This window comes from Cerasibacillus sp., assembly GCF_036516575.1.
In the GTDB taxonomy this organism is placed as follows: domain Bacteria; phylum Bacillota; class Bacilli; order Bacillales; family Amphibacillaceae; genus Cerasibacillus.
In genome coordinates this window covers 81,350-104,307 of sequence record NZ_DATBTY010000040.1, presented here as the reverse complement: position 1 = coordinate 104,307, position 22,958 = coordinate 81,350, and the positions used below count along the sequence as shown (strand labels likewise).

At 36.2% G+C, this 22,958-nt stretch carries 20 protein-coding genes and 2 tRNA genes; 3 read left to right on the top strand and 19 right to left on the bottom strand.

Annotated elements, in window-relative coordinates; all coding sequences use genetic code 11:
- Positions 1-20: 20 nt before the first annotated feature.
- The 7 genes from spoVID to hemA form a co-directional block, all read right to left on the bottom strand.
- Positions 21-1,205, bottom strand: a complete 1,185-nt coding sequence (gene spoVID, locus VIG73_RS07805; RefSeq protein ID WP_331640682.1) for a stage VI sporulation protein D — start codon at positions 1,203-1,205, stop codon at positions 21-23.
- A gap of 712 nt (positions 1,206-1,917) precedes the next feature.
- Positions 1,918-3,207, bottom strand: a complete 1,290-nt coding sequence (hemL, locus tag VIG73_RS07800; RefSeq protein WP_331640680.1) for a glutamate-1-semialdehyde 2,1-aminomutase — start codon at positions 3,205-3,207, stop codon at positions 1,918-1,920.
- 31 nt (positions 3,208-3,238) lie between these two features.
- Positions 3,239-4,219 carry a porphobilinogen synthase gene (gene hemB / locus VIG73_RS07795; RefSeq protein ID WP_331640678.1) on the bottom strand — a complete coding sequence of 327 codons (981 nt, stop codon included), beginning with the start codon at positions 4,217-4,219 and terminating at the stop codon, positions 3,239-3,241.
- On the bottom strand, positions 4,200-5,003 hold the full coding sequence (locus VIG73_RS07790; RefSeq protein WP_331640676.1) for a uroporphyrinogen-III synthase: 804 nt from the start codon (positions 5,001-5,003) through the stop codon (positions 4,200-4,202). Before VIG73_RS07790 ends, hemB begins: the two co-directional genes overlap by 20 nt.
- Positions 5,003-5,935, bottom strand: a complete 933-nt coding sequence (hemC, locus tag VIG73_RS07785; RefSeq protein WP_331640674.1) for a hydroxymethylbilane synthase — start codon at positions 5,933-5,935, stop codon at positions 5,003-5,005. Before hemC ends, VIG73_RS07790 begins: the two co-directional genes overlap by 1 nt.
- Before the next feature lie 22 nt (positions 5,936-5,957).
- Positions 5,958-6,776: a cytochrome c biogenesis protein gene (locus VIG73_RS07780; RefSeq protein WP_331640672.1), complete on the bottom strand. Its 819-nt coding sequence runs from the start codon at positions 6,774-6,776 to the stop codon at positions 5,958-5,960.
- Between the two features lie 12 nt (positions 6,777-6,788).
- Entirely contained in the window at positions 6,789-8,156 is a 1,368-nt protein-coding gene (gene hemA, locus VIG73_RS07775) for a glutamyl-tRNA reductase (RefSeq protein WP_331640670.1), read from the bottom strand.
- 176 nt (positions 8,157-8,332) lie between these two features.
- Between hemA and VIG73_RS07770 the strand changes: the two genes are divergently transcribed.
- The gene (locus tag VIG73_RS07770; RefSeq protein ID WP_331640668.1) at positions 8,333-8,815 is read left to right on the top strand and encodes a LiaI-LiaF-like domain-containing protein; all 483 of its coding nucleotides are present in this window, start codon (positions 8,333-8,335) and stop codon (positions 8,813-8,815) included.
- A gap of 31 nt (positions 8,816-8,846) precedes the next feature.
- On the opposite strand, the gene yihA is transcribed toward VIG73_RS07770, so the two are convergent.
- The 5 genes from yihA to VIG73_RS07745 all read right to left on the bottom strand — a co-directional run bounded on the left by yihA (position 8,847) and on the right by VIG73_RS07745 (position 16,016).
- Positions 8,847-9,434 carry a ribosome biogenesis GTP-binding protein YihA/YsxC gene (yihA, locus tag VIG73_RS07765; RefSeq protein WP_331640666.1) on the bottom strand — a complete coding sequence of 196 codons (588 nt, stop codon included), beginning with the start codon at positions 9,432-9,434 and terminating at the stop codon, positions 8,847-8,849.
- Positions 9,415-11,751 carry an endopeptidase La gene (gene lon / locus VIG73_RS07760; protein ID WP_331640664.1) on the bottom strand — a complete coding sequence of 779 codons (2,337 nt, stop codon included), beginning with the start codon at positions 11,749-11,751 and terminating at the stop codon, positions 9,415-9,417. The genes yihA and lon overlap by 20 nt, the downstream gene beginning before the upstream one ends.
- Positions 11,752-11,941: 190 nt before the next feature.
- Positions 11,942-13,219, bottom strand: coding sequence for an ATP-dependent protease ATP-binding subunit ClpX (gene clpX, locus VIG73_RS07755; protein ID WP_331640662.1), 1,278 nt, complete (start codon positions 13,217-13,219; stop codon positions 11,942-11,944).
- Positions 13,220-13,557: 338 nt separating this feature from the next.
- Positions 13,558-14,850, bottom strand: coding sequence for a trigger factor (gene tig / locus VIG73_RS07750; protein WP_331640659.1), 1,293 nt, complete (start codon positions 14,848-14,850; stop codon positions 13,558-13,560).
- A 188-nt stretch (positions 14,851-15,038) separates the two neighbouring features.
- Positions 15,039-16,016: a tetratricopeptide repeat protein gene (locus VIG73_RS07745; RefSeq protein ID WP_331640657.1), complete on the bottom strand. Its 978-nt coding sequence runs from the start codon at positions 16,014-16,016 to the stop codon at positions 15,039-15,041.
- Positions 16,017-16,341: 325 nt separating this feature from the next.
- Here VIG73_RS07745 and VIG73_RS07740 point away from each other — a divergent pair.
- Positions 16,342-16,415, top strand: a tRNA-Gly gene (locus tag VIG73_RS07740).
- A gap of 3 nt (positions 16,416-16,418) precedes the next feature.
- Positions 16,419-16,492, top strand: a tRNA-Arg gene (locus VIG73_RS07735).
- Between the two features lie 385 nt (positions 16,493-16,877).
- Here the strand turns inward: VIG73_RS07735 and VIG73_RS07730 are convergent.
- From VIG73_RS07730 to VIG73_RS07700, 7 genes are all read right to left on the bottom strand, one after another.
- Positions 16,878-17,384 (bottom strand): metallophosphoesterase, encoded by a 507-nt coding sequence (locus VIG73_RS07730; RefSeq protein ID WP_331640655.1) that lies wholly within the window; start codon positions 17,382-17,384, stop codon positions 16,878-16,880.
- Positions 17,385-17,406: 22 nt separating this feature from the next.
- Positions 17,407-18,003 (bottom strand): XTP/dITP diphosphatase, encoded by a 597-nt coding sequence (locus tag VIG73_RS07725; RefSeq protein WP_331640653.1) that lies wholly within the window; start codon positions 18,001-18,003, stop codon positions 17,407-17,409.
- A complete protein-coding gene (rph, locus tag VIG73_RS07720; protein ID WP_331640651.1) occupies positions 17,972-18,763 on the bottom strand; it encodes a ribonuclease PH in 792 nt (263 codons plus the stop codon). Before rph ends, VIG73_RS07725 begins: the two co-directional genes overlap by 32 nt.
- Before the next feature lie 120 nt (positions 18,764-18,883).
- Entirely contained in the window at positions 18,884-19,942 is a 1,059-nt protein-coding gene (locus VIG73_RS07715) for a GerMN domain-containing protein (RefSeq protein ID WP_331640649.1), read from the bottom strand.
- Positions 19,943-20,044: 102 nt separating this feature from the next.
- Positions 20,045-20,842, bottom strand: a complete 798-nt coding sequence (racE, locus tag VIG73_RS07710; protein ID WP_331640647.1) for a glutamate racemase — start codon at positions 20,840-20,842, stop codon at positions 20,045-20,047.
- A 20-nt stretch (positions 20,843-20,862) separates the two neighbouring features.
- Positions 20,863-21,321: a MarR family winged helix-turn-helix transcriptional regulator gene (locus VIG73_RS07705; RefSeq protein WP_331640645.1), complete on the bottom strand. Its 459-nt coding sequence runs from the start codon at positions 21,319-21,321 to the stop codon at positions 20,863-20,865.
- Between the two features lie 77 nt (positions 21,322-21,398).
- Positions 21,399-22,934, bottom strand: a complete 1,536-nt coding sequence (locus VIG73_RS07700) for a potassium/proton antiporter (RefSeq protein ID WP_331640642.1) — start codon at positions 22,932-22,934, stop codon at positions 21,399-21,401.
- Between the last annotated feature and the right edge of the window lie 24 nt (positions 22,935-22,958).

Below are 22,958 nucleotides of genomic sequence, written 5' to 3'. Positions count from 1 at the left end.
TGATGACAAGGGGTGAGTGTTTATTTATTTTTCCTTATCGGTATATAAAGTAATTGTCCTTCAGAAACCGCATCATCGTCAAGATGGTTTTTCTTTAAAATATGAAGTGATGTTGTTTTATATCGTTCGGCTATCGATTCTAATGTATCTTCTTTTTGTACGATACAAAGACGCATTTGTGTAAAGGATTCTTCTTCATTTTGAATCATGTCGGATAGAAAATGGAGCTGCGGCTTTTCTTCAGATTCAGATAGCTCTTCACGGTCCGTGGCTTCTGATTCATCCATTACTTCTGCCCCTTCACCTTGTGACTCAGTCATCACAGTCTCTGCTTCTGCTGTTATCGCTGATTCTTCTGTAGAGCTTTTTTCAGCTATCTTATCTTTAGCAAAAAATTCCTCTAAAGATTGGGTTTTCTTCTTAAACAACAGTCGATCATCTTCGTCCACCTTCTCATCATCTAGTTTTTCCTCAGTCGTTTCTTCGATTATTTCACTCCCTTCCTCTTCACGTAATGCAGGTAAAGTTGGGAAGTGATTCATTACGACGTCTTGGTCATCTTCTAGTTCTTCAACCTTTGCTGTTTGTTTAGACTGATCACGAGATTGATTTAATGCGACATCATTTTTTTGTGTCTTGCGTTTATCATCATCGTTATTTATGACTTCAAATGAAAAAACATCTTCAGCATTCATCTCGTTAAATCCGTCAACTTCATTGTTATCCCCGTTTATTCGCTCACTTGTTGTGGCCTCACTTATTGTCGCCTCTCCTTGAATGCCCTGTATTTGAACCGTCGCATCAATGATTAACTTATCAGCACTTGGTAATTCATAATCAAAAGAAGCAATATGAACCGCAACTTCATTCATGTCCTTCACTCGGTAACTTGGAACAGAGATTTCCACTGGAAAACGATGTGTAAATTCGGCAATACCTTCACCTAAATCAATTGTGTTTTCGATATAACGTTTAAAATCAAAATCATTAACCGCAGAGAGAGAGTCAGTCAATTGATTCAATGGTTCCTGAATATATTCACCCGATAAGATGATGACACCACGAATTGAATAATAATCATTAAATGCTTGGATTGAAATATCCGGTTCAAGTGAAATATGTCTTATTTCAGAAATACCAAGACTGTCTTCCATAAATAGTGATTCTTTTAAGTCAAAGCTATAAACAAAGGAATCATTATTCAAATGTTTCACCCCTTTTTATTTACATGCGTCATCCGCACATTTATATCATCATTATCTATATGTATGAATATAAGAAAAAATGATAAAAAAGGTGGGGACATAACTAGCATCAAATAATGAATGAGAGGATTGGTGCATCATATTTTGTTAACTGGAAAGAGAGATAGTACTTGGAAAGATTTTTTGTGGTTTGTTATTAAAAAATAAATAATCCTAGCAATCACTAAAAAATAATAATCCACTCCTTTTTCTTAGGGGAGATTTCTTTTTATAAATGTTATAATTACACTTCAAAGCACAGATTTGTAACTTTGAATCCATCCAATGCAATATTATTTCTACTAATTCCACTGACTTGTGCTCCAATGTGAGCTAATTTGAAATAATATCACTGACTTACATGTCACTGTGCACTCCAATGCGAGCTAACTTCAACTAATATCACTGACTTACATAACATTGTGCACTCCCATGCGAGCTAACTTCAACTAACATCACTGACTTACAGGCCATTGAGCACTCCCATGCGATCTGATAGTAAAAAGACACGATATAAACGTACAAATCCTCAGCACATTGCTGAGATTTTCCCAAAATCAATTAATTAGAGAACGACTAAACGGCTTTAGCTCACTTGAATACAGAGCTAAAGCCGTTTAAGTCAATTTATATTATTCCCTCTATCTAAAGGAGACAGTTCAGTTCACTTAATTTATTTATTAATTTGAGCGAATGCACGATCAATTGCTTGAACAGTCTTTTCAATATCTTCATCTGTATGTGCTGTTGATAAAAACAGTCCTTCAAATTGAGATGGTGGTAAAAAGATGCCTTCCTCAGCCATCGCCCGATAATATTGTGAGAAGTAATCGAGATTAGATTTTTGGGCTGTTTCATAGTTAATGACTGGTTCTTCTGAAAAGAAGATTCCAAACATTGATCCGACCCGATTAACTTGAATTGGGATATCATATTTTTCAGATGCTGCTCTAAATCCTTCTTCAAGTCGATCGATTTTCTTACTAATGACATCATAGTCCGTCTCATTTAACGCACTTAATGTTTCATAACCAGCAGCCATTGCAAGTGGATTCCCTGACAATGTCCCTGCTTGATAAATAGGACCTGCTGGAGCGATTTGTTCCATAATTTTGCGTTTACCTCCAAACGCACCGACTGGTAAACCACCACCGATAACCTTACCTAAACAAGTTAAATCAGGATCAATATCATAGTGGCCTTGTGCACAATGATACCCGACACGGAAACCGGTCATCACTTCATCAAAGATTAATAATGAACCGTTTTCTCTTGTAATTTCTCTTAAACCTTCTAGGAAACCTTCTTGTGGCGGAACAACCCCCATATTCCCGCAAACAGGTTCAGTAATGACGGCCGCAATATCGTCACCATATTTAGCGAATACTTGCTTCACACCATCTAGGTCATTATACGGAACTGTGATGGTTTGTTTGGCAATATTTTCTGGAACACCTGGACTATCAGGTAAACCAAGGGTTGCAACACCTGATCCAGCTTTTATTAATAAAGAATCGCCGTGACCATGGTAACTTCCTGCAAATTTCACAATCTTATCACGGCCTGTATAACCACGAGCTAAGCGTAACGCACTCATTGTCGCTTCTGTTCCTGAATTAACCATACGAACCATTTCAACAGATGGGACACGATCAATGACTAGTTGAGCAAGTTTATTTTCTAAAACAGTTGGTGCACCAAAGCTAGAACCTTTTTCCGCTGTTTCTTTAATTTTGTTAACAACACGGTCATCTGCATGTCCTAAAATAAGTGGCCCCCAGCTAAGGACATAGTCAATATATTTATTGCCGTCAATATCATAAATCTTTGACCCCTTGCCACGCTCCATAAAAATCGGATCCATACCGACCGATTTAAACGCACGAACTGGAGAGTTAACGCCCCCTGGCATTAAATTTACCGCTTCTTTATAAGCATCAATTGATTGAGTAAAATCTCTCATCTTAGATCACCTCAAATAATATTTAAAATACTTATTTCCCTAATAGCCACTTAGCAACATCTTTTGCATGATACGTCATAATTAAATCAGCACCTGCACGTTTCATTGATGTGAGCTTTTCCATTACAAGGGTCTTCTCATCTATCCATCCATTTAATGCTGCTGCTTTAACCATCGAATATTCGCCACTAACATTATACGCAACGATTGGAACATCATATTGATTTCGTATATCACGAACAATATCTAGATAAGATAACGCTGGTTTAATGATTAAGAAGTCAGCGCCCTCCTCGATATCGGACTGAGCTTCACGAAATGCTTCCCTACGATTAGCAGGATCCATTTGATATGTTTTACGGTCACCAAATTCCGGTGTACTATCAGCAGCATCTCTAAACGGCCCATAAAAAGATGATGCATATTTGACAGCGTAAGACATGATTGGAATATGTTGGAAACCCGCCTCATCCAAAGCTTGACGAATGATTGCTACAAAACCATCCATCATATTAGATGGTGCGATAATATCGGCACCTGCCTTTGCTTGTGATACAGCTGTTTCAGCTAATAACTTCAGCGATGCGTCATTATCAACGTCGTGATGATGGATGACCCCGCAATGTCCATGAGATGTATACTCACAAAGACATGTGTCAGCAATAACTAAAAGATTAGGGAAGTCTTTTTTAATAAGGCGTGTTGCCTGTTGAACAATTCCCTCATCAGCATACGCACCTGTACCGGTCTCATCTTTGTCATGTGGTACACCGAACAAAATGATCGCTTTAATCCCCATTTGTTCGATCTCTTTTATTTCATCATGTAATAAATCAAGTGACAGTTGATAAACACCCGGCATTGAAGGAACTTCCTGTCTAATATTCTTTCCCTCAATGATAAACAGTGGATAGATTAAATCTTCAATACGTAAATGGTTTTCTCTTACGATAGAGCGCATCGCTTCTGAAGAACGTAAGCGACGGTGGCGTTTAAAATCTAAGTTCATCATATGTATCAGCCCTTTCTATGAATTCTTGTTCTAACATCACATCAATCATACCCTCAATTGTAAACTCAGTGGGCACTAGAATATGTTTAAATCCTACTTCAGCTGCACGCTTTTCAGTCGTTGTACCAATCACGACGCAACGTGGATTTAATTTTTTAATCAAGTCAAGGCCATTCATTGCTACGAAGGCATCGATTGTGGAGGGACTCGTAAATGTTACATAATCAATTGCTTTTGTTTGTAACGTTTGTTGCAACTGTTCCTTATTTGTCATATTAATAACCGTTTCATATACTTCCATCGACTGGTAAGCCATGTTTAATTTATTAAATGTTTGTGGGAGAACATTCAACGAACGATTCCCTCGAACGAGTAAAAATGTCCCTTCTGTAGAAAATCTTTCTAAAAATTCACGGGCCATCGTTTCAGCATTATAAATCGTTGGGATAAAATGTGCTGAGTAGCCGTAAACTTTTAAATGTTTTTCTGTTTTATGTCCAACAACTGCAATCTGTTTATTATCTAAAACGTCTTTTGAATGGCCATATTGTTTTAATAGGTGAAAAAAACAATCTACCCCATTAGCACTTGTAAAAAAAATCCATTGATAGGAATCGATTTGGTTAAAAATCTGTTCATTCACGGAATAATCTTTACAATTGATTTTTAATAAAGGAACTTCAATAGGAATACCTTCAAACTGTCTAATTTTTTCCGCGAATTCTTTTCCTTGTCTTTTTTCGCGCGTAATAAGGATATGTTTTTGCTGTAAGCATCGTTTCATTACTCGTCAAGCTCCTCTTTAACAGAGGCAATAATTTGTGCAGCACCTTTGTCTTTCATTCGATTAGCTGCTTCTGTTCCAACTTTAATTGGATCATTTCCACTTACGATTTCTTTTAATATCGTCTCCCCATCAGGTGTTCCAACTAATGTCGATAATGTTATTAAGCCGTCCGCATCAATTGAAGCATAACCTCCAATTGGGATTTGACAGCCACCTTCAAGTAAGCCTAAGAAGGTGCGCTCTGCTTGAACACATGTCGCCGTTTTTTCATCATGAATGTGACCTAAAATATCATGAAGTTCATGATCATCCTCTCGGCATTCAATTGCAAGTGCTCCTTGTCCAACAGCTGGAATACAAATCGCTGGATCAAGATATTCCGTGATTAGTTTGTCATCCATACCAACACGTTTCATTCCCGAAGCAGCTAAAATAATCGCATCATAATCTTCTTCATGTAATTTTCTAAGACGTGTTTCAATGTTTCCACGAATCCATTTAATCTTTAAATCAGGACGTTCATTTAAAATTTGAGCCCCACGGCGTAAGCTACTCGTTCCGATAATAGCAGCTTCAGGTAAATCCGCTAATTTCAAATCATTTTTTGAAACTAAAACATCACGATGATCTTCACGAACTGGGATACTTGAAATAACGAGGCCATCAGGTAAAATTGCAGGCATGTCTTTCATACTATGTACAGCAAAGTCAATTGTCTTATCATACATGGCCTGTTCAATTTCTTTCACAAATAAACCTTTACCACCGACTTTTGATAACGTCGTATCTAAAATACGATCGCCTTTCGTAACAATTTTCTTTACTTCAAATTCATTTTTTATGCCTGCTTTTTTTAACTGCTCAATAACCCATTTCGTTTGCGTTAATGCTAAATTACTTTTTCTAGATCCAACAACAATTTTTCGCATGCATTATCCTCCTTGCATCACTTCAAAAATGAAAATTAGATAATAAGCTAAATAAAAAGAAATTGACGAGTAACAACAGAAAAGCTGCTGTGTTAAATATGGCTATCGTTTTTCCTTGATACCCTTTCATCATTCGCAAAACTAAATAAATAATATAAAAAACAAAAACAAATAACGAGCCAATTGTTTTCATATCGAACCAATAAAACTCATCATTTGAAACAAATGCCCAGACAAAGCCAAGCATGAGCCCAATCAGCAACAGTGGGGTACCAATTGTGACAGCCCCAAATGAAAAAACATCAAGCTTAGATAAATTCCCAACCTTCTTAGTCCATTTTAACTGTTTTTTACGCTTTAACAAACGATAATGAATTAAATATGCAATTGAAAAAATAAATGATAACGTAAAAAAGCCATAAGATACGATTGTTAATGTGACATGCGTAATTAAAATATCGTTCGCAAATTGGATTCCATTTAATTTCATATCATTCCATGCCATATTTGATGTATGAAGTAATAAAATAAGGAAACCAAAAATGTTTGTTAATAACATAATAAATTGATTTTCATGTAAAACATTCATAATAATTGAGAATAAAACGAGAATCCAACTATAGAAAAACAGACTATCAACAAGTGTCCCTAGTGGGAAGCTTTTATTCCAAATAATTTGATATAATAAAAAAAGGGTTTGCATGAGCAAAACCATACAAAGTAACCAGAAGGCAATTCGATTTGCCTTCCGGCTATGTTGTATAAAATCAATGAAATAACTAACGACACTTAATCCATATATGATTAAAATACTTTCAAAAAGGTTTATTGTTGTAAACATAATTCAACCTTTCTACTTCACTGAAACAAGTTTTTCTAAAAAAGGGAAAATGGATTTCATTTTTTCCTTTGTTGCAGGGTCTTTTTTAGCTTGGCGCGCCAGATGTTCTTTAACTTGATCTTCGATTCCAAAGATTTGTACAAATAACTCTAATGCTTTATCAGCATCTTTTGCTCCTGATAATTCTTTAGCTTGGCTAATTGGTTCTTTTAATAATTGGTTTACAATGCTCTTTGTATGTTTATTCAAGATTTTCTTTTCTCTTTCAGTTAAATCAGGAAGTTTATTTTCAATACTTTGCATCGTTGTCTCTTGTATTGATAAAGCTTTTTCTCGAAGTCCAATGATGACAGGAACAACGCCTAATGTTCTGATCCATTGGTTAAACGCTACAATTTCTTTACCAATCATTGACTTAATGTGTGTTGCCGCCTTTTGCCGCGTCTCTAAATTTTCATCAACGATATGTTGTAAGTTATCAATATCGTATAAAAAGACATCATCTAAGTCATCGATAGCTGGGTCTAAATCACGTGGAACAGCAATATCTACTAAGAATAATGGACGACCTTTTCTCTTCTTTAATACAGGTGTTAAATCTTCCTTAGTTAGCACAATTTCTTGTGAACCTGTTGAACTAATGAGTATATCTGCTGATTCAAGAACATGGTATAAATCTGTTAATGGAGCCGCTTTTCCTTGGAATTTCTCAGCTAGCTTTTCAGCATTTTCCAGCGTCCGATTAACGACGGTCATTCTTTCCACACCGGATCCTTGTAAATTTTTAGCTGCTAATTCTCCCATCTTACCTGCACCTAAGACGATAACGTGCTTGTCAGTTATATCAGCGAAGATATTTTTTGCTAATTCTACTGCAGCATAGCTTACAGAGACAGCATTTTCTCCAATCGCAGTTTCATGGTGTGCCCGTTTAGCAAATGTAACAGCTTGTTTAAATAATTCATTAAAAATCGTACCTGTCGTGCCGGCTTGTTGCCCGACAAAAAAGGCATCTCGAACTTGGCCTAGGATTTGCGTTTCACCTAGAACCATTGAGTCTAATCCCGCTGTCAACTTAAACAAATGGTCAATCGCTTCATCACTATCAACCATCGCTAAATAAGGAGAAAACTCTTCCTTGTTGATTTCAAACCATTCTTCTAAAAATTGTTTTATATAATAGCGCCCTGTATGCAATTGATCTACGACTGCAAAAATTTCAGTCCGATTGCATGTAGATAGGATGACATTTTCTAAAATACTTTTTTGTTCCTTCAACGTTAACATCGCTTCAGCTAATTCATTTTCCGAAAAGGATAATTTTTCCCGGATTTCTACTGGAGCGGTTACATGGTTAACACCGACTTTTAGTATATACACCTTATCTCCTCCATTAGGTTGAAAAGGTTCATTAAATTGATATAATGATTGCCTCATTACATTTTAACATATTTTCATAAGACATGTTTTCATATTTGTGAACAGAATTCGAAACTATATGGTACGATAAACGTATATATAATGAACTGTTCGATTCAAACGAGGTGAAAATGAGAATGAAAAAGCAACACTTATTTACAAGCTATCTACTCATAGGGATTGGTGTCTTCTTCCTATTAAGGCAATTAAAGGTGCCTATTTTTACTGATTTTTATTCTTGGCCTACTTTCCTAATTATTATAGGCTTTGCTTTTTTAATTTATAGTTTTAAAGCAAAAGAATATGGGCAGCTTTTTACAGGTACATTCTTATTAGGATTAGGAATTCATTTTCATGGTGTCAAACACTATGATTTTTGGATTGATCACTGGGCTATGTATGTATTAATCCTTGGAATCGCTTTTTTTGTTCGCTTTTTAAAGACCAAGGAAGGCCTACTTCAAAGTGTTATTCTGTCCGGATTTGCCCTTTTTATGATTTATTCAAATGCGATACCCCTTCAATTCCCATGGATGAATGATGCATTTCATCTATTAGAAACATATTGGCCGGTTGCTCTTATTATTACTGGGTTACTATTATTGTTACGTCATAAATAAAACAACAGCGGGTTACAATGCTGTTGTTTTTTTATCTTGAAATGAAGGCTTTTAACAATTGCCATGATTCACGTTTGCCTTCACCTGTATAAGCAGAGAATGGAACAATATGGTCAGTGTCCTTTAAATCCAACGTATCTTTCGCTCGCTTGATAAAAGAAGCGCGTTTTCCTTTTGGAACTTTATCCAACTTAGTCGCAACGACAATCACAGGCCAATCATAATATATTAAGTAATCATACATTTGGACATCATCTTTCGTTGGCTCATGGCGAAGATCTATGACTAAAAGAACGGCTTTTAAGTGCTTACGCTTTTGAAAATAGGTTTCCATCATTAGGGCCCATTTCTCTCGTTCTTTTTTAGATACTTTAGCATAACCATATCCTGGTACATCAACAAAATAAAACTGTTCATTAATCCGATAATAATTCAGAGTCTGTGTTTTTCCTGGCTTACTCGATGTTCGGGCTAAATTCCTCCGAGAGATTAGCGTATTAATAAATGAAGATTTTCCTACGTTAGACCGTCCCGCAAGCGCAATCTCTGGGAGACGGTCAGTTGGGTATTGTTTTTCTGTTGCGGCACTGATAATAAATTCAGCGTGAGTTACTTTCATCATCTTCCCCCACTAACGCATGTTCTAATACTTGATCTAAATGGTCTACAAGAATAAACGTCAAATCATCGCGAACACTTTCTGGAATGTCTTCTAAATCTTTTTCGTTATCTTTTGGCATAATAATGGTCGTAATTCCAGCTCGATGGGCACTTAATGATTTTTCTTTTAAGCCACCAATCGGAAGTACTCTCCCACGTAACGTAATTTCTCCCGTCATCCCGACTTCTTTTTTTATCGGACGCCCTGTTAGAGAAGAGACAAGTGCCGTTGCGATAGTAATCCCCGCTGATGGGCCATCTTTCGGTGTTGCCCCTTCAGGTACATGAATATGAATATCATTCTTTTCATGGAAATCTTCAGGAATATCTAATTGATCAGCACGTGAACGAATATAACTGAATGCTGCTTGGGCTGACTCACGCATTACATCACCTAGTTTACCGGTTAAAGTGAGCTTTCCTTTTCCAGGATAATGTGCGACTTCAATTGATAATGTGTCGCCCCCGGCAGCTGTATAAGCTAAGCCTGTCGCAGCTCCTACTTGATCCTTCTCTTCCATTTGACCATACCGATAAATAGGCTTTCCTAATAAGTTCTCTAACCGTTTCTCCGTGACAATAACTCTTTTTTGTTCACCGGAAATAATGATTTTGGCCGTTTTACGACAGATTGTTGCTAATTGTCGTTCTAAATTACGAACACCGGCTTCGCGTGTATAGCGACGAATTAATTTCATAAGTGCTGGTTTCCTAATTTGTAAGTCTGCTTTTGTTAAACCATTTTCCTTCAGTTGCTTCGGCAATAAATGTTCCGATGCTATATGGAATTTCTCCATTTCTGTATAGCCAGAAAGGGAAATCAGTTCCATTCGATCAAGTAGTGGAGCTGGAATATTGTTGACATAGTTTGCCGTCGCAATAAACATAACTTGTGATAAATCATATGCCTCTTCGATAAAATGATCACTGAAATTATGATTTTGTTCTGGGTCTAACACTTCGAGCATGGCTGACGCTGGGTCACCCCGGAAATCACTTGCCATTTTATCGATTTCATCTAATAAAAATACTGGATTAATCGTTTCTGCTTTCTTCATTCCTTGGATGATACGACCAGGCATCGCACCAATATACGTACGTCTATGCCCTCTAATTTCAGCCTCGTCACGTACACCACCTAAGGAAATACGGACAAACTTGCGATTAATCGCCTCAGCAATTGACCTAGCCAATGATGTTTTACCTACCCCTGGCGGTCCAACGAGACAAATAATCGGCCCCTTAATCGATTGTGTTAATTTCTGCACAGCTAAATACTCTAAAATACGTTCTTTTACTTTTTCTAAACCGTAATGATCGCGATTTAAAATTCTTTTAGCTTCATTAATTTCAATTTTATCTTTTGTTTTTGCGGTCCATGGCAATGTTAATAACCAATCTAAATAATTTCGAATAACGGAGCTTTCAGCCGAGTTTTGAGGAACGCGTTCATAGCGGGCTAATTCTTTTAGAGCAACTTCCTCAATTCGCTCGGGCATATCGGATTCTTCGATTTTATCACGTAAATCTTCTACTTCCCCGTGTTTTCCATCCCGCTCACCAAGTTCCTTCTGTATCGCTTTTAATTGCTCTCGTAAATAGTATTCTTTCTGTGTTTCTTCCATTGATGTTTTAACACGCTGTCCGATTTTCTTTTCAAGATCAAGGACTTCTTTTTCATTTGAAACATATTTAATAAGACGTTGTAAGCGTACTGGAATATGGATTGTTTCGAGAAGCCTTTGTTTATCGCGAATGCGTAGTGGTAAATGGGAGGCGATCATATCCGCCAATCTGCCTGGTTCTTCTATGTCTGATACCGTTGTATAAATCTCGCGTTTAACTTTTTGAGACAAACGCAAATATTGTTCGAATTGTTCTAGGAGATTACGCATCAATGCTTCAGTAACATTTGTCTCTCCTTCAACTTCATCCATCCGAACCGTTTCCACCATATATAAATCGGCATCATCTTCGTAACGAACGATTTCAGCACGATATAATCCTTCTACCAGTACACGAAATGTTCCATTAGGTAATTTTAACATTTGATTTACTTTTGCTACCGTTCCAACACGATAAATATCGCTCACTTTTGGGTCTTCAATACTCATTTTCTTCTGGGACACTAAAAAAATATGTTGATCACCTAGCATGGCTTTCTCTAAAGCCGCTATTGATTTATCGCGTCCCACGTCAAGATGAAGGACCACTGTTGGAAACACCATAACCCCACGTAGCGGTAGGAGGGGCAAAAGGGTGTTTTCTTTTGTCATGTTTGAACCTCCTATGATTTTTACTCGATGTTTTATGTATTTCTATCCAATAGTATATCCCAAAATATCTTATGAAAGCATTTAAACGAAAATAATGAGACTGATCCAAGGCAGATACTCTACTCTTCTTTTATCTTTTATCAAAAAGAGTTGACACGCCAAGTCAGTCTCATCATGATTATTATTTGTTTCATGCACTTTCTTTCGGTAACTTTTCGTTGCTATCCATGACTGTACCATCATGAAATACTAATTTTGGACTGCCATCTTCTTCTGTGACGGTCTCTTTTGTAATAATACATGTTTTAATATCTTGGCGTGATGGTAGTTCAAACATCACATCAAGCATAATACCTTCAATGATTGAACGCAGTCCGCGTGCACCGGTTTTCCGTTCAATCGCCTTTTTAGCGATTTCAACGAGTGCATCATCTTCGAATTCTAATTCAACTTGATCCATTTGGAATAGCTTATTATACTGCTTAACTAAGGCATTTTTCGGTTTTGTTAAAATTTGTACCATTGCATCTTCATCTAATGGTTCAAGACTTGTGATAACAGGTAATCTCCCGATAAACTCAGGAATAAGCCCGTATCTTAGTAAGTCTTCCGGTAAAATCTTTGATAACAATTCACCTTTATCCATTTCTTGACCATCAACATCAGCACCGAAGCCAATAACCTTATTTCCTAGTCGGCGTTTTATTGTTTGATCGATGCCATCAAATGCTCCACCAACGATAAAGAGAATATTCGTTGTATCAATTTGAATAAATTCTTGATGTGGGTGCTTTCTTCCTCCTTGTGGTGGAACACTTGCAACAGTACCTTCAAGGATTTTGAGTAAAGCTTGTTGGACCCCTTCACCTGAAACATCTCTTGTAATGGATGGATTTTCAGACTTACGTGCTACTTTATCGATCTCATCAATATAGATAATTCCTTTTTCTGCTTTTTCCACATCATAATCAGCAGCCTGGATTAATTTTAATAAGATATTTTCGACATCTTCACCAACATAACCTGCTTCTGTTAAGGATGTCGCATCCGCCATAGCGAACGGTACATTTAAAATTCTTGCTAGTGTCTGTGCTAATAATGTTTTTCCGCTTCCAGTCGGACCAATCATTGCGATATTACTTTTAGCAATTTCTACATCATCATTACTTTTTGCAGAATTAATCCGCTTATAATGGTTATAAACTGCTACGGATAAGCTTTTCTTTGCCTTTTCCTGTCCAATAACATAGTCATCAAGAATATCACATATTTCTTTTGGCTTTGGAATATCTTTAAATTCAACTTCTTCTTCTGCACCTAATTCTTCTTCAACAATTTCGGAGCATAATTCAATACATTCATCACATATATAAACGCCAGGACCGGCAACTAATTTACGGACTTGTTCTTGGCTTTTACCACAGAAAGAACATTTCAATTGCCCTTTTTCATCATTGAATTTAAACATTTTTTTCACCCCTAAAAGATAAATCGACTATCTTGCCGATACTTTGCTAGTTTCATCATAGCAAAAGCATTAGTAAAAACAAAACAATATACCTTTCCATTACTATATACTCAATTTATTTGATTATACTTCATTTTATGTTTTTTGAAAACTTATAACTTGTAAGCTAGGCATCTTTTTTAACGATGTTTATGTATGGTAAGACGTTATTATTGAAACGATCTGGAGTCCTTACATATGCAAGAGGAATGGCTTTTTTTCAATACATTCAATACACAGATAGGAAAACAAGGTGCATCAGCTTTTAGCTTGCACCTTGTTTATCATATGTTCATTGATTATTGTTCAATTGTTTTACTTTCATCAACTAAGAAATCAATGGCTTTTTGAATTTTCAACTCATCTTTTAACATGGATGTATTGCCGCCTAGCATTTGTTTAATCTGATCTTTTTCAACACCATACATACCAGCCATTTTTTCCATTTCAGCATCAATGTCTTCATCTGTTGCTTCAATCTCTTCTGTTTGGGCAATAGCTTCTAATGTTAGGCTTGTCATGACGCGTTTCTCGGCGTCTTCTTTCATTTGTTCTCTTAATGTGGCTTCATCTTGACCAGAGAACTGATAGTACATATCAATGGTCATACCTTGCATTTGCAGGTTTTGTTGTAATTCATTAACCATGCGATCGATTTCTGTATTAATCATTGCTTCTGGAATATCTGCTTCAGAATTTTCAACCGCTTTTTGAATTAACGTGTTTTTCGTATTGTTCTCAGCATCTTGTTTCTTCTGTGCTTCCAGTTGCTCTTTCCTTTTAGTTTTTAATTCTTCTAATGTTTCAACTTCATCATCGACATCTTTTGCAAATTCATCATCTAATTCGGGAAGCTCTTTTACTTTAATTTCATGGATCTTAACTTTAAAAGTAGCTTCTTTACCAGCTAAATCTTCAGCATGATATTCTTCAGGGAAAGTGACATTAACATCAGTCTCTTCTCCTGCTTCTTTACCAACAAGTTGATCTTCAAAGCCAGGAATAAATTGACCAGAGCCAATTTCTAATGTATGGTTTTCACCTTTACCACCTTCAAATGCTACATCGTCGACGAACCCTTCAAAATCAATAACGACTGTATCGCCTTCTTCAACAGCGCCTTCTTCTTTTACGATTAATTCAGCAAAACGCTCTTGCTCACGCTTAATTTCCTCATCAACATCTTCATCAGTAACTGTTACGTCTTGCGCTTCAACTTCTAAGCCTTTATAGTCACCTAGCTTTACTTCTGGTTTGACAGTTACTTCAGCTGTGAAGACAAGGTTTTTACCTCTTTCAATTTCCTCAATATCAATGGATGGTTGATCTACTGGTTCGATTTCAGTTTCTTCTATCGCTTCAACATACGCATTAGGTAAGACAATATCTAGCGCATCCTGGTAAAGAGCTTCTACTCCAAAACGTTTTTCGAAAATGACACGTGGAATTTTCCCTTTACGAAATCCAGGAAGTTCTATGTCCTTCACTACTTTGTTAAATGCTTGGTCAAGTGCTTTTTCAAATTGATCTGCACTCACCTCAAATGTTAGTACACCATCATTACCTTCTTTTTTTTCCCATTTGGCCGTCATTTTTTTCCCTCCAAAATCTATTATCCATACATATTGATTGTATGATTGTTCCATTGTTTATCACGTAAAGCATCATATGACTTTACATTGAATCCGTACCAATTCCTTATAAAAGGTATCAGCTTCCTAGTTTACAACCACTTTATTATATCATAATTATTATAGCTTTCAAGGATTGTCCTTGTTGTTTATTCATCTAGAATACTCAAATAAAGCTTTTCACATGTTTCGACTTCATTTATATAGAATAAAAGTTGTTCATCATACACTTCATTTGATTGGTCAGTCATATATGTATGCCCTAGAAAACGAACTGCTTCGGCTATTAGAGGTAACTCATCAGCATTCGGAAGTAAAGGATAATTAACAAAAAGATATCGTTCTAAAAGCCGTTTTATCATATCATATAATGTGGGATTATTTTGTTCTATGTCACTTATATGGCGTAATATCTCTTTGTGTTGTGGGGTTTCTTGGAGTGAAGGCGTTTTTGTAGGTATAAAACGTTTCGTGTCACCAAATTTCGAAACCGTCACAGATCGGCTAATTTGTTCATCCTGTAACCATTGAAATAATGCAGTTTTAATGACAGGATGGATTGATTGGTCCTTAGTCCATTGATATACTTCTTCAAGTGGTTGGGCATGAAGTTGCTTTAAATTTATGATGAGTTGCCATTGGTTTAAGACATTGTTTTCACGAATGGCTAGACGTAAAGCTTTCCGATATTGATGTGTTTTTTCTGCTATGAGACCGACATTAATCTCTTTGCTCCATTCATACAATTGTTGAAACTGAACTTTAACGACTTCTGGTATGTAAGGATCTTTTAATTCCTCAAGAACACGTTCCATTAACTCTTCATATTGATTTGTTTGTAATAACAGTGTCAAATATATATGTACATAATGATAATAGGCTACTTGATTCTTATCTTGCATTGCTCTTTTACATAAAGCATCCGCTTCCTCATATTGGCCTAATTCGATTAAACAGATCAATTTACCAATGATGATTTCATGTGATCCTTCATCATATTTAATCAGTTCGTTAAATTGATTTAAAGCTTCTATAAAGTTCTTTTCCTCCAATGCTCGTAAGCTACTCTCTTCTAATTTTTCTTTCCATTTTGGAAAAAGTACGATTTTGTTTTCTTCTGAATCCAACCGTTCAGCCACCTCCTTTTAGCCAACAATTCGAGAGTGATCTCTTAAACTGTTTGGTGTGTAAAGTTTAACATTTATTGATTGGAAGATTCAAGTAACTTTTAGAGATGCTTATCTTTGATTTCAGGAGAAATTAAGAAGGAAATGACGGTCATAATTATGCGAAACTGACGACCGACCTTGTGTAAGATATTATTTTTCTACAATAATCGCTAAGTTTTTATGCATTCCTTAAAAAATAAACCAATAAAAGTTATTTTTGGTATTGACAAAAAAAGTTATAGTGCCTATAATAAAATTTGTGACCAAAACGGAATAATAATTTGCGGGTGTAGTTTAGTGGCAAAACCTCAGCCTTCCAAGCTGATGTCGAGGGTTCGACTCCCTTCACCCGCTCCATTTGTCCCAGTAGCTCAGTTGGATAGAGCAACAGCCTTCTAAGCTGTGGGTCGGGGGTTCGAATCCTCCCTGGGACGCTAATTAATGAAACGCTGTAGACCTCGTGATTAAAGGGATACAGCGTTTTTTCATTATCATTTTATAGTTTGGTCTCAATAATGGAAATTGGGGTCGAGTTGGGAGCGGATTGAAAAATAACTTTCTGCACAAAACAGTTATATTAACAGTCTATCGGCGCTAATCACCTTATCACTAGAAAGTTAACATACCCAAAAACTCCTATTAGAAAACAACTCTTACTTCCTTAATCATAGAATTTTTTCAAAAAGTGATATAACGAATAAATATTTTTGTTTATCACCATACCAATAGGTACTGTATTCAACCACAAAAAAACGACCATATCTCTAAAATATTAGATCCATAGTCGTTTGTTACCTTCCGTTTATTAATAAGAGCAATCTATAAAATAAATTCGTCACTTAAGCCTGACACTTCTTCTCCGTTTAAAGAATAAAACGTAACTTTTACCCTTTTATTATTAACAATACGTAATAAAGCATATGTCGGCTCAATCCGACGACGTGGGAGACGAATACTTCCAGGGTTAATAAAAATTTGATTATTGATTTTCTCTGCACCTGCAATATGTGTATGTCCAAAACAGATGATTTGTGCATTTTCTTCCTCAGCGCGATATGAAAGTGTCATTAAATCTCGTTTCACATGATACAAATGGCCATGTGTAATAAAAAACGTGAAATCATTTTTCGTTACTGTGATATCATGTTTTAGACGATTATCATAATCACAGTTACCTCTAACCTTTACAAAGCCGTCCATTTCTTTTGCATCCATTGACAACTCCGAATCCCCGCAATGGATCATCCAATCTACATGGTGGCGTTGTTTCATGTCACTTAGCTCTTTCGTAAGACCATGGCTATCACTCGTTATTAACAATCGCATCTTGTCATCTCCCATTTAAAGGTTATGAAATTTGCTTTAACCAATCTTCTAATTGGTTCATCGCTTTCCGCCGGTGACTAATGGAATTTTTCTCTTCATTTGATAATTGTGCCATTGTTAGATGTTGATTTTCAGGAATAAAAATTGGATCATAACCAAATCCATTTGAACCTCTTTTATTCTCTGTAATCTTACCATTGCAATATCCTGTACGTGTAATTGTTTCTTTATCAGGCGCAGCGACAGCCAGGACACAAACAAATCGCGCTGTTCTTTGATTCTCTGGCACTGTCGCCAAGTCTTGTAAAACTTTTTCGATGTTTTTCTCATCATCTGTTGGTTCACCCGCATATCGTGCAGAATAGACACCTGGTTTTCCATCTAAGCCATCAATTTCTAAACCTGAATCGTCTGCTAATACCATTTCACCGAGATAATTCGCCATCGTCTCTGCTTTTAAAATCGCATTTTCTTGAAATGTCACACCAGTTTCCTCGATATCTGGCATATCATCTGGCAAATCTAATAAAGAAATGGCTTCAATATCATACTTTGCGAAAAACGTCTTAAATTCTTCTGCTTTTCCTTTATTTTTCGTTGCTATGATGATTTTCTTCATTCGATGCATCATCCCTCTGGTTTTCAATTTGATTCACAATCTGTTCTCCTAGTACTTCTTTTTGCTTGACAAATAATTGCTGAATTCCTGTTTTAGCTAAATCCAACATATGTAATAATTGCTGATGATTAAATGTGGCCTCTTCACCCGTTCCTTGGATTTCAACAAATTCGTTAGAACCCGTCATCACAATATTCATATCCACATTTGCTTCTGAATCTTCTTTATAGTTTAGATCAAGTACAGCTTGGTTATTAGACATAATCCCTACAGAAGTAGCAGCTAAAAAGTCAGTAACAGGCATTTCTTTAATTTTACCATTTTCTATTAATTGCTGAAACGCTAGAACAACCGCAACAAATGCACCTGTGATCGAAGCTGTTCGTGTACCACCATCTGCCTGAATCACATCACAATCAACCCATACTGTTCTTTCGCCAATTTTGTCTAAATCAACAACAGAACGTAATGCTCTCCCAATCAGGCGCTGTATTTCCATCGTCCGACCGCTAACTTTCCCTCGTGATGATTCGCGAATATTTCTTTCAGCTGTTGCACGGGGTAACATTGCATATTCAGCAGTGATCCACCCTTTTCCTTGTCCACGTAAAAAAGGAGGCACACGGTCCTCAATACTTGCATTACATATAACTTTCGTATCGCCCACTTGAATAAGTACTGAACCTTCCGGGTGCATCACAAAGTTCGGTATTATTGTAACCGGACGTAATTTATCGCTTTGTCTATTCATATTGTCCATTCTATTTTCCTCCTTGCATTAACATTATCTAGCTTACCATATTTTAAGCATATTTCCGAAATTAATCCCTTCTAAACGCCACTTATACGCAAAAGAAAAGAGGCGCATTTGCCTCGTGAATTATGATACCTTTTGTTTTGCTTCTTTCCCTTTCATAACAGGTGTATTCAATGATTCACCATTTTCATTAACGAGTTTCTCCATATTTTCAACTTTGATATCTACCCCTTCTACCTCATCTAATTCGGTTAAGCTACGCACTAAGGTTTCCATTACTTCATCAGAGATCATGGCTTGGTCTTTATTTTTTAATATGTCTTCACTAAATACTAGCTTTAGTATACCATCTTCTAACACTGGAGAATCAACTAGACTCGTCTCCAAGTTAAATACATGAATCAGATTTGCATAATGTCCCGGACCATTTAATAGTGAGTTTACAACAGACTCATAAAGGTTCGTATCTGATTTACCTACATATTTAGTCACGGGAACATAATATCTTGTATTATTATATTCTGCAGGAAAATGAAGGGTTACAGCTTCACTCATTAATAAGTCGGCAACTTCTGAATGGATAATGTTAATCCCATTTGCACGTGAATAACCTTCAGAAATTGGTGTCCCATCAACTGGCATCTCATCTAAAGGATGACCATTTAGCCAAATTTTTATCTTTTTGATTTGATCAAACTGAGTCAATGTGTAAGTCATCGCTTGGAGAATTTTTTGTTCATCTTTTGCTTCATAATTTTTAAACTCCTCGGATAAGTCAACAACCATTGTTCCGTCATCTTGTAATGTTAAACCCAAAACTTCAGTTCCCTCAGGCAATACAGCTTGGAAACCATTCGGTAATAATGGTGTAATTGGTCCTCCCCTAACTAAATATTCTAATACCTGTTTAGCTACTTCTTTTGATTCTGGAAACGGCAACTCAACTGTTTGTGGTGCTACCATCCCATTAGCATCTATCAAGTATAATTCTCTTGCAACGGTAGTTGAATGTGACTCCTTATCTTCAGGCTTTGTTTCTTCAGATAAATTATCGTTTTTCTCAACCGTTTCCGCTTCATTCGGCGGATCAATCTCCCCCATTGTTTGTTCCCCTTTAAAACATCCCGTCAAAATAATTAAAATGATTAGGATGATCCAAGATAAATATATTCGTTTATGCATGCCATTCCCTCCTACGTCCGTTTGTACTATATGTATACGAGCCTCAAACACTAATTAGACCTAAAAACAAAAGAAAGACTAGGATGTTATGTCATCCTAGTCTTATAACCTAATCTTTCTAATATGTTTTGGTGTCTTTTTAAAAATAACTTTAGTAATTTGTTTAAATATATCTAGTTCACCTGTCGTATAGAAAATATGTTGTACTTGACGTGGCCTTGTAGAAAGCAGATGATGAACTTCTAAAATAGCACTTGCCTCTCTTGCTGTTTCATCACTTGAAGATATAATCGTAACATCATTTCCAATAACTGACTGGATTGTTCCCTTAAGTAATGGATAATGCGTACAGCCGAGGACAAGCGTGTCCATGTTACGCTCTTTAATAATTGATTTGAGTGATTGTTCGACAGTTTTTTTCGCTTCTTCACCTTCTAAGACACCTTTTTCAACCATCGGAACAAATAAGGGACAAGCCAGTGATTGAACATTTATTTCGGGTTTTATTTGTTTCAAGGCCGTCTCATATGCTTTACTGCTGACTGTTGCCTCAGTACCAATCACACCAATATCATTATTTTTCGTCGTTTTGATAGCTGCTCGTGCACCAGGCTTTATCACACCTATAACAGGAATAGATAATTGTTGTTGTAGGCTATTCAGTGTATAAGCCGTTGCTGTATTACAAGCAATCACGAGCATTTTAATATCTTTTTTTAATAAAAAATGAACCATTTCCCATGTAAATTGGATGATTTCGTCTTTTGTCCTAGATCCATACGGACAACGCAATGTATCTCCTAAATAGATGAGTTGTTCATTAGGGAGTTGGCGCATCAATTCTTGTGCAACCGTTAACCCCCCCACTCCTGAATCAATTACTCCAATGGGTCGTTCCACAATGTTCGCCTCTTTTTCTTCTAGTCATCTCTTTCATTCTCCCTATGCATTGTATCATATAAGAGAGATAATAATTGAGTTAATTGTTCTGTTTGCTCTAAGTTAAACGATTGTAAAATCCTACCTAAATATTCCCGTCTTTCATCAATCACTTCTTTAATGATTCGTTCACCCTTAGCGAGTGCCCTTATTCGAACAATGCGGCGATCTTTTTCATCCTTATTTCTTTGAACAAGTCCATTGGCTTCCATTCGATTAATTAAATCAGTTGTTGTACTGAACGCAAGTCCTATCTTTTTTGCCAATTCACCTATCGTTAAATCTTGATCATCGATAATCCATTGCAAGGCAATAAACTGCGATGGGGTAATAGGATAATTGGTTAAAATTTTTCGCCCTCTTTTTTTAATCGCTACCGATATTTGACGTAAACGTTTTTCTAACTCAAATACTGTATCTTCTGGTAAATCTTTCTTCAACGTAAAACATTCCTTTCCCCATTCCTTATTAACTTATCCTATCATAATAAAGGGATAAGTTTATACTCTTTCAAGAATTATGTAGGTGTATCTGATTGCTTATTCATTTCTTCTTGTTCATGAACTGCCGAGTCTATTTCCATGTTCTTTCCCAGAACATCAATTAAATTATTTTTCTTTTTCTTTGATACCAATATATAGAGAATATCATTATCTTTAATGACCGTTTGTCCGCTAGGAGTAATAATATCGTCATTCCGAATAATAGCATTAACTAGCGACTTATCGGGTAATGGAATATGTGCAAGTGATTTACCGATAATTTTATTCCTTTCTGTTACATGGTATTCAACCATTTCTACATTAGGCTTTCCAATCGATATTAATTCAAGTGAGTGAACTGGTTTTGATACGCGTGGATCATCAACACCAAGTTTCTCAGCCATATATGTAATCGTCGATCCTTGAATAAGCGTTGATGTTAAAACGACGAAGAAAACAATATTAAACATCTCTTGGCTATTCTCTAATCCAGCAAGGAGAGGAAAAATCGCTAAGACAACCGGAACAGCACCTCGTAAACCTGCCCATGATAAAAATATTTTTTCCTTTAATGTATAATCTGATTTAATTAAATTCGTAAACACCGCTATTGGACGGGCAACAAACATAAGTATGATAGATATTAATACCCCCTTGATGATGTTGTCCCATAAAAATAAGTGACTCGGAAAAACAAATAGACCAAGAATAACAAACATGACGATTTGAGCCATCCAGGCAAATCCTTCATTAAAGCTTAAAATAGAATATCTATATGTCAATTCCTCAGAATTACCGATAACTATTCCAGCAATATAGACTGCCAGTAAGCCACTTGCATCAAATAATGAGGTAATACCATACGTTAGAAAAGCAAATGCGACGGTAAATAGCGGATACAAACCACTTGTATCTAAATTAATATGATTAATTGCTTTGGCACCTATTCTTCCAATTACAAGACCCAAAATCAAGCCAATTCCCATCTGCCAGAAGAAATACCCTATTAATGAGACAATCCCATCTTGTTCACCAGTTATAAGTTGAATCATTGAGATGGTTAAAAACATCGCCATTGGATCATTTGAACCTGATTCTGCCTCTAACGTTGACTTTATTTTCATCTTAATATTTTTTTCTTTTAAAACAGAAAAAACAGCTGCCGCGTCGGTCGAGCCGATAATGGATCCGACTAGGAATCCTTCTAACCATGTAAAACCGAGAATATATTTAGCAGCAACAGCGACGACAGCCGTTGTGAAAAGAACCCCAACTGTGGCTAATATAGCAGCAGTCCCAGCAATCGGTTTAACATTTTTCCATTTTGTTTGTAATCCGCCTTCAAACAAAATGATGACGAGAGAAAAGACCCCAATAAGTTGGGCTAATAAAGCATTATCAAAATAAATAATATCTAAACCGTCACTTCCAGCAAGCATACCGATTAAAATAAATAAGACAAGGGTTGGCACCCCTAAACGTGATGAGAATTTTGTGACGAGTACACTCGTGATTAATAACAAGGAAAAGAGTAAAATTATATTATTGGATTGAGAAAGCTCTTGAATCATAGTGGCCTCCAGTCTTAGTCGTAT

Coding starts and splice junctions, on each gene's coding strand:
- yihA (WP_331640666.1), bottom strand. CDS start 9,434: ATGAAAGTAACTCACGCTGAATTTATTATCAGTGCCGCAACAGAAAAA.
- hemL (WP_331640680.1), bottom strand. CDS start 3,207: ATGAGAGATTTTACTCAATCAATTGATGCTTATAAAGAAGCGGTAAAT.
- VIG73_RS07715 (WP_331640649.1), bottom strand. CDS start 19,942: ATGCATAAACGAATATATTTATCTTGGATCATCCTAATCATTTTAATT.
- lon (WP_331640664.1), bottom strand. CDS start 11,751: ATGACAAAAGAAAACACCCTTTTGCCCCTCCTACCGCTACGTGGGGTT.
- hemC (WP_331640674.1), bottom strand. CDS start 5,935: ATGCGAAAAATTGTTGTTGGATCTAGAAAAAGTAATTTAGCATTAACG.
- VIG73_RS07725 (WP_331640653.1), bottom strand. CDS start 18,003: ATGAAGAAAATCATCATAGCAACGAAAAATAAAGGAAAAGCAGAAGAA.
- tig (WP_331640659.1), bottom strand. CDS start 14,850: ATGACGGCCAAATGGGAAAAAAAAGAAGGTAATGATGGTGTACTAACA.
- hemB (WP_331640678.1), bottom strand. CDS start 4,219: ATGATGAACTTAGATTTTAAACGCCACCGTCGCTTACGTTCTTCAGAA.
- rph (WP_331640651.1), bottom strand. CDS start 18,763: ATGGACAATATGAATAGACAAAGCGATAAATTACGTCCGGTTACAATA.
- VIG73_RS07770 (WP_331640668.1), top strand. CDS start 8,333: ATGAAAAAGCAACACTTATTTACAAGCTATCTACTCATAGGGATTGGT.
- VIG73_RS07700 (WP_331640642.1), bottom strand. CDS start 22,934: ATGATTCAAGAGCTTTCTCAATCCAATAATATAATTTTACTCTTTTCC.
- clpX (WP_331640662.1), bottom strand. CDS start 13,219: ATGTTTAAATTCAATGATGAAAAAGGGCAATTGAAATGTTCTTTCTGT.
- VIG73_RS07790 (WP_331640676.1), bottom strand. CDS start 5,003: ATGAAACGATGCTTACAGCAAAAACATATCCTTATTACGCGCGAAAAA.
- VIG73_RS07780 (WP_331640672.1), bottom strand. CDS start 6,776: ATGTTTACAACAATAAACCTTTTTGAAAGTATTTTAATCATATATGGA.
- VIG73_RS07730 (WP_331640655.1), bottom strand. CDS start 17,384: ATGCGATTGTTAATAACGAGTGATAGCCATGGTCTTACGAAAGAGCTA.